Source organism: Nonomuraea sp. PA05 (assembly GCF_008086045.1).
GTDB lineage: Bacteria > Actinomycetota > Actinomycetes > Streptosporangiales > Streptosporangiaceae > Nonomuraea > Nonomuraea monospora.
In genome coordinates this window covers 146603-153069 of record NZ_VSEY01000035.1, presented here as the reverse complement: position 1 = coordinate 153069, position 6467 = coordinate 146603, and the positions used below count along the sequence as shown (strand labels likewise).

Below are 6467 nucleotides of genomic sequence, written 5' to 3'. Positions count from 1 at the left end.
TGGTGAAGTCGCCCAGGCGCAGCGACTCGGCGATGATGTTGAACGGGCTGGCCACGTTGATCCCGTCGGAGGTGCCTCCCGAGGCGACCTTGTAGTCACGCACGTCGCGCAGCCCGCACAGCACCATCGACGCGGGGAACGGATAACCCTTCGATCGTTTGTTGTGGCCGTGGCGGAACTGGCTGAGGATGCTCACCAGGCTGCCGCCTTGCAGTGCGTCGATCTCGTCGAGGAACAGCACCACCCGGCGTGGAACGCGGCGACACCACGCACTGAGTGTCGTTCGGAAGCGTCGGCCCACCGTGTCCTGCGGCTGGTAGGCCGCCGGCAGCCACTCCTCCGGCCACCCCGACGACTCGGCGGCCTCGCGGAGGCAGTCCAGAAGGATCTCCTCTGCCCAGCCGATGTCGTCGCCCGCTGATTTCGCCTCCTCGCAGGAGACCACCAGGGCGGCGGTGTCGCCCTCGGCGGTCAGCTCGGCGGCCAGGGTGTCCAGCGTGGTCGTCTTGCCGGTCTGCCGAGGGGCGTGCAGCACGAAATAGCGGTCCATCTCGACGAGCGCACGCGCCTCTGGGAGCCGCTGCGTCGGTGGCAGCATGTAGTGGCGCCGCGGGTCGCAAGGACCGGTGGTGTTGAAGTACTTCGCTCGGAGTGCCCGCATGATCACAGTGTGCCACCATGCGGGCGCTCGCGTCTCGTCGTCCGGAAGCACGCTGACGTCTGTTCTCGTCGTGTCCACGGTCTCCTTGACGAAAGACCGGCGCCTCAGGGCGCGTCGATGAAGCGCGCCCCTGGCCCGGGTGCGCGGTAGATGTCCTCGGGGGCGAGATGCCCATGGCCCCCGGCGCACTCCAGGACGACTCTGACCGGCTCGTCGCACGAGCTCGTGTCGTCGTCGGGTGATCGGTGCCGGACGATGACCGACGGGCCCTGCTGGTCGGCGAGGTAGTTGTCGCCCCACTCCAGGAGCGCCACGAGTGTGGGACGCAAGGCGAGGCCCTGCTCGGTGAGCTCGTAGGCGTGCCGCTGCCGGTCCCCGGGCTCCTGGTATGGCACGCGGCGTAGCACCCCGGCGGCCACCAGGGTGTCGAGCCGGGTCGCCAGGAGGTTTCTGGCGATCCCGAGGCGAGCCTGGAACTCGCTGAACCTGCGCGCACCGTCCAGCGCCTCGCGGACGATCAGCAGCGACCAGCGTTCCCCCACCACCGAGAGAGCGCGCGCCACCGAGCAGTTCACCGGATCGATTCGCCGCGTCTCCATGGGCTCAGTATAGGCATCTGGGTTTACAAGTTGAACTTAGCTGTCCTACGCTCCACACCTGAGTAGAAAAACTAAACTCAGAAGGATCGATCATGCCCATGCTCGACGTGTACATCCCCGACGGCGCGCTCCAGCCCGACGCGGAGGCGGCGCTGCTCAACCGCATCACCGAGATCCTCATCCGCAACGAGGGCTTCGACCCCGCCGACCCGGTGACTCGTTCCGTCTCGTGGCTCTGGCTGCACCGGCCGGCCGCCGTCCACGTCGGTGGAGAGCCGGCGGACGTGCCTCGCTACAAGGTCGTCCCGTCCGTACCGGAAGGACAGCTCGGCGAGCGGCAGCGGGCGAACGTCATCGCCGAGGTCACCGAGGCGATCCTCGACGCCGAGGACGGCGCCTGGCCGCGCGACCCCGGCCGGATCTGGGTGTTCCCCACCGAGATACCCGAGGGCCGTTGGGGAGGCATGGGGCGGAGCAGGCCGCTCGCCACCATCCTCGCCCGGCTCAGCGGCGGTGACACCGAGCGGGCCCGTAGGCTCGCGCGCGAGCGCATCGCCGCCAGCCGGGCCGAACGCGCCCGCCTGCCCTGACCGGACGGGGACGACGCGGCGAACGCACGATCGGCTCCCCGGCTCCTGGAAGCCGGTCGTGAAAGAGGCTGAGGCGTCGGCGGGCCCGAACCCGAATGCCCAGTTACGGACTCCTCGGTGATATCGGGTGGCTTGGTGACATAGAGGAGGTGTGACTGTGGATGAAGAAGCAGACTTCACGCGCCTGTTCCAGGAGCACTACGAGTCGGTCCTTCGATATGCGTGGCGGCGCGTCGGCCCGGCCGACGCCCCTGACATCGCCAACGAGACGTTCAGGATCGCGTGGGAGAAGTACCGGGAGGTGCCGCCCGATCGGAAGTTGCCATGGCTGTACGGCACGGCGCGGAAGCTGATCGGGAACCTGGTCAAGAAGGAGAAGAGGCGCGAAGGACTGTTCGCGGTCCACGACGTGGGCGGCGGCGACGATCACGCCGTTGCCGTGGTCACGCGGCAGGCGGCCTTGACGGCGTTGAACAGCCTGAGCGAGAGCGACAGGGAACTGGTGCTGCTCGTCGCCTGGGAAGGGCTCGACCTCCGCGAAGCGGCCCAGGTCGCCGGCTGTTCCAGGGCGGCGGCCGGGATGCGGTTGCACCGCGCCCGCAGACGACTCGAACAGTTCCTTTCCGACCATCCTCAGCACCAGCCGCGATTCGGGGAGAGTGCCGTATGAACCACGATGCCGAGCAGTTGAGGCTCATGTTGCGGGCGCACGATCCGGCCTCCGGCGTGCGCGCCGACCCCGCTGATCTGGCGGATCAAGCGCGGCACATCATGGTCGCGGCGGGGACGCGGCCCGTCCCGCGAAGAAGGACCCGGAAGCCGGCGGTGCTCGCCCTGGCGTTCGGCACCGTCATCGCCGTGGCCGCGCTTGGCGTCGTCGTCTGGCCGCGACCGGCGGCGGCGCTGGACTTCGCCAGGTCGGGCAAGGACTACATCGTCACAGTGAAGGACGTGTACGCCGCGCCGGAACAGTATGCCGAGGAGTTCAGCGCGCGTGGACTGCCGGTCACGCTGGAGCTGGAGCCGGTCTCGCCGAGCCTGGTGGGCAAGGTGGTGGGTGGTCAGGGCACGTCGGCCGAGGGGGAGACTCCGCAGATCGAGCCGATCCCCGACCCGAACTGCCCGGCCTTCGACGACCCCTGCACGGTGAAGCTCAGAATTCCGGCCGATCTGGCAGGGCCCGCCAGTGTGACCCTGGGCAGACCTGCCAGGGCAGGTGAGGACTACGCCACCACCGGCGAGATCAGCGCCCCAGGTGAGGTGCTGCACTGTGTGCCCTACCTGCGCATGACGGTCGGGCGGCTTCGCGGTGAGCTGGCCAAGCGCGGCATGGGAATCGACTCCTTCCGGGTGGGGCCCAGGAGAGAGGTCCGCTCGGACGTGCCCGATGCGTGGTGGCCGTCGGGTGTGGTGTTGTCAGGGCGTACCGGGGTCGTTGTCTATGCGGGCCCCCAGCAGGCCGAGGTGTCCCCGTGGTATCGCGAGGCCCAGGCCGGGTGCCGTGACGGCGGCTGAGCGCTGTCGCGCGATCAGCACCCCCTCAGCGCCCCCTCGGCGTCTTGCCGAGGCCGGTAAGCCACCCGCCACAGTGCCACCCCCAGCAGCAACGCGACCACCAGCCAAGCAGGCACCAGCCACGCCACCCCCGCCACCACCAGCGGCGCCACCACGCAGGGCACCCCCCATAACCACAGCCACCGCCGCTCGGCCCTGGCCGCGGCGCCGAGCACGGCGGAGGCGGCGAAGTAACCGGCCAGGCCGCCGCCGAGCACCCACCCGATCCCGACGTCCAGCGGCGTCCCCGGCGAGGTGATGACCACGCCCAGCCCGGCGGCGGTGGCGGTGAGGCCCGCTGTCATGACGAAGTGCGCGGGCAGCGCCACGTACGCCTTCATCTCGCGTTCGCTGGGCCCCACGACGGTGTTGATGCCGAACCGGACGGTGAGCCACCATAACGCGACGATCAGCCCGAACCCGGCCAGCGCCGCCAGCGCGAACTGCCAGTTCCACGTCTCGCCCGACGAGGCCAGGACGACCTGCGCGACCGCCTCGCCGAGCACGATGATCACGAACAGGCCGAGCCGTTCGGAGAGGTGCGACGGGTCGAGCACCGCCGCGACGACCTTGCGGGCCGGTGGCGCCGCCGTGCCCGCGACGCCGTCCCGGCGCCGTTCGCGCGCGTAGAGGCGGCGGGCCTGCCGCTCCATCACGGCGATCAGCCGCTGCGGGTTGCGACCGCGCAGGACGGCGAAGGCCATGTCCAGCGCCAGGCCGAGGCCCCACAGCAGGTAACGCATCGGCTGATCGGCCCAGATGGAGACGACCCAGGGCAGCAGCCCCGCTCCGAGCTGGGCCGCCGGCCACGCCGTCAGGATCGTGCCCGACTGCTGCAACGTCTGGGAGGCGCCGACGCGGCAGACGATGTAGGCCGCGATGAACCAGCCCTCGTGCAGGCCGCCGTCCCGGGCGACGTCCGGGATGGCGGCGGCCATGACGGCGATGCAGAACATGCCGACGAGCATGGCGCGCGTCCTGGTGCGTTCGGCGCGCACGTTGGAGTAGAGCGTGAGCGTCGTCCAGATGCTCCACACGGCGTAGTACATCAGCACCCACAGGCCGACATCCGCCCACGTGGGCTGGCGCAGCCGTTGAGCGAGCTGCGCCACCGCCACGACCACCACCAGATCGAAGAACAGCTCAAGCCAGCTCGCGTGACGCTCTTCGGCTTCGCTCACGGCTTGAGGATAGAACCGGGCTGCGAGCGGCGGGAGGTGGGAGGACCCCGGGCTGTGCGGGTGGTGTGGAGGGCGCTGGGCCGCGCGGGTGTCAGGGAGCCTCGGCGCTGAGGGTCTGGGCCACCGGGCGGCGGGCCGCCAGTCGGGCGGGCAGGGCGGTGAGCGCCGCCGTCACCAGCAGGATCGCGAGCACGGCGCCGAGGACCCAGGAGGACGGCGGATCGACCGCGTTCCTGGCGGAGAACATCGCCACCACGACGAAGCTCAGGGGAAGGCCGGCGAGGGCGCCCGCCAGGGTGGGCAGGAGCTGGGCGGTGGACAGCCCCGCGGAGATCTGCCCGGGGGTGGCGCCGAGGGTGCGGGCGATGGCCATGTTCGTGCGCGCCTCGATGGCGGTGGTCCAGGTGAAGGTGATGGTGTTCACGATCGCGAGGATGATCAGCAGGACGGTGACGGCCAGCAGCAGGCGGCGGTCGTGCTCGCCGCGCAGGTTCGGCAGGACGGAGGAGCCGTTCAGGCCGTAGCCGCGCTCCGGCTGGGCGTGCTGGGCCAGCAGGGCGACGATCCCGATCACCGTGGTGGCGGTGGAGAACGCCTGCAGCACGGCGCGGCCCGGCCGGCGGGCGGTCAGCCGCAGCCCGAGCAGGAGCGGCGTCGGCAGCAGCGCGGACAGCGCGGTCAGCCAGGGCCGGTGGCGGGGCTGGTGCGCGGTGGCGGACAGGGCCGTGACGGTCGCCGTGCGCATGGCCCGCAATGTCGGACGCAGCGTGGACAGCACCGCCACCACCACGGCCAGCACTGTCGCCGCGATCACGGTGGAGCCGTCCGGCCCGGACGCGTCGCCGATCCGGCTGGCGGTGGGGCTGGCGATGGCGGGCATGGCCAGGCGGGCGATCATCAGCCCCAGCGCGTCGCCGATCAGCGCCAGCGCCAGGTACTCGGTGAGCAGCACGGTGGCGATCAGGCCAGGGGTGGCGCCGACGGCCTTGAGCAGCCCGGCCCGCCGGGTCTGCTCGATGGCGCGCCCCGCGGCCAGCGCCGCCACGCCGGTGACGGCCAGGAAGCTGAGCAGCCAGCTTCCGGTGACCAGGATCGGCTGGCTGTTCCTGAGGATGACGATGTCCTGCGTGGCGCGGTCCTGCCAGGAACGGAAGTTCACCCGGATCGGTTCGATGTGGTGGGCGTTCGCGAAGGTCTTGGTGGCGTCGGGGTCGCGCAGGTTGAGGTCCATGGCCGTGGTCACCGGCAGGTTCTGGGACGAGGCCAGGGTGGCGGCGTCCGAACGGGTCATCCAGGCCAGGCCGGTGTAGTCGGTGGGGCCGCCGCCCGGGCCGATGCCCGCCGCCCAGGGGTAGATGGACGTGGCCGCGGTGACGGCGATGCCGGCGACGGGGTAGGAACGGCCGGCGATCGTGACGCGGTCGCCGACGCCCACGCCGAGCGCGGTGGCGAAGCCGCGTTCCAGGACCGTGGCGCCTGGACGGATCCACTCGCCCGAGGTCACCAGCGGGCGGTTGATCGTGCCCTGCTTCCCGGCGAAGCCGTGCACCACCACGGGGGACGAGACGGAGGCGCGGGTGGTGAGGTCGGCGTAGACGATGCGGTAGGGGCCGTGGTGGCCGATCACCTCAGGAGCCTTCGTCAGCGAGGTCAGGGCCTTGGTGACGTCGGCGCCTGTGTCGCCGGAGAGGGCCACGATGTCCGGGGCGGCGGTGGCCGTGCGGGTCTGCTCGAACAGCGCGTCGCTCACGCCGTGGAGGGACAGGCCCAGGGCCAGCGTGGTGGTGGCCACGGTGACCGCGAGCAGCAGCATCACGGCCTGGACGGTGTGGCGGCGGACGTCGGCCAGCACCAGGCGCGCGACGAGCACGATGGAGCCCAT

Annotated in this window: 7 protein-coding genes; 3 read left to right on the top strand and 4 right to left on the bottom strand. The window is 71.0% G+C overall.

Features of this window, described 5'->3' with window-relative positions; genetic code table 11:
• On the bottom strand, positions 1-661 hold a 661-nt coding region (locus FXF51_RS42805; protein ID WP_148440503.1), incomplete at its 3' end, for an ATP-binding protein.
• 104 nt (positions 662-765) lie between these two features.
• Positions 766-1260 (bottom strand): winged helix-turn-helix transcriptional regulator, encoded by a 495-nt coding sequence (locus FXF51_RS42800; RefSeq protein ID WP_148440502.1) that lies wholly within the window; start codon positions 1258-1260, stop codon positions 766-768.
• Between the two features lie 92 nt (positions 1261-1352).
• Between FXF51_RS42800 and FXF51_RS42795 the strand changes: the two genes are divergently transcribed.
• The 3 genes from FXF51_RS42795 to FXF51_RS42785 all read left to right on the top strand — a co-directional run bounded on the left by FXF51_RS42795 (position 1353) and on the right by FXF51_RS42785 (position 3365).
• On the top strand, positions 1353-1850 hold the full coding sequence (locus FXF51_RS42795) for a Tautomerase enzyme (protein WP_148440501.1): 498 nt from the start codon (positions 1353-1355) through the stop codon (positions 1848-1850).
• Positions 1851-2007: 157 nt separating this feature from the next.
• A complete protein-coding gene (locus FXF51_RS42790) occupies positions 2008-2520 on the top strand; it encodes an RNA polymerase sigma factor (protein WP_187414890.1) in 513 nt (170 codons plus the stop codon).
• Complete coding sequence (locus FXF51_RS42785) at positions 2517-3365, top strand: hypothetical protein (RefSeq protein ID WP_148440499.1); 849 nt, start codon at positions 2517-2519, stop codon at positions 3363-3365. The genes FXF51_RS42790 and FXF51_RS42785 overlap by 4 nt, the downstream gene beginning before the upstream one ends.
• Before the next feature lie 14 nt (positions 3366-3379).
• On the opposite strand, the gene FXF51_RS42780 is transcribed toward FXF51_RS42785, so the two are convergent.
• Together FXF51_RS42780 and FXF51_RS42775 are read right to left on the bottom strand one after the other, a co-directional pair.
• On the bottom strand, positions 3380-4585 hold the full coding sequence (locus FXF51_RS42780; protein ID WP_148440498.1) for a low temperature requirement protein A: 1206 nt from the start codon (positions 4583-4585) through the stop codon (positions 3380-3382).
• Positions 4586-4676: 91 nt separating this feature from the next.
• Positions 4677-6467 (bottom strand): ABC transporter permease, encoded by a 1791-nt coding sequence (locus tag FXF51_RS42775; RefSeq protein ID WP_148440497.1) that lies wholly within the window; start codon positions 6465-6467, stop codon positions 4677-4679.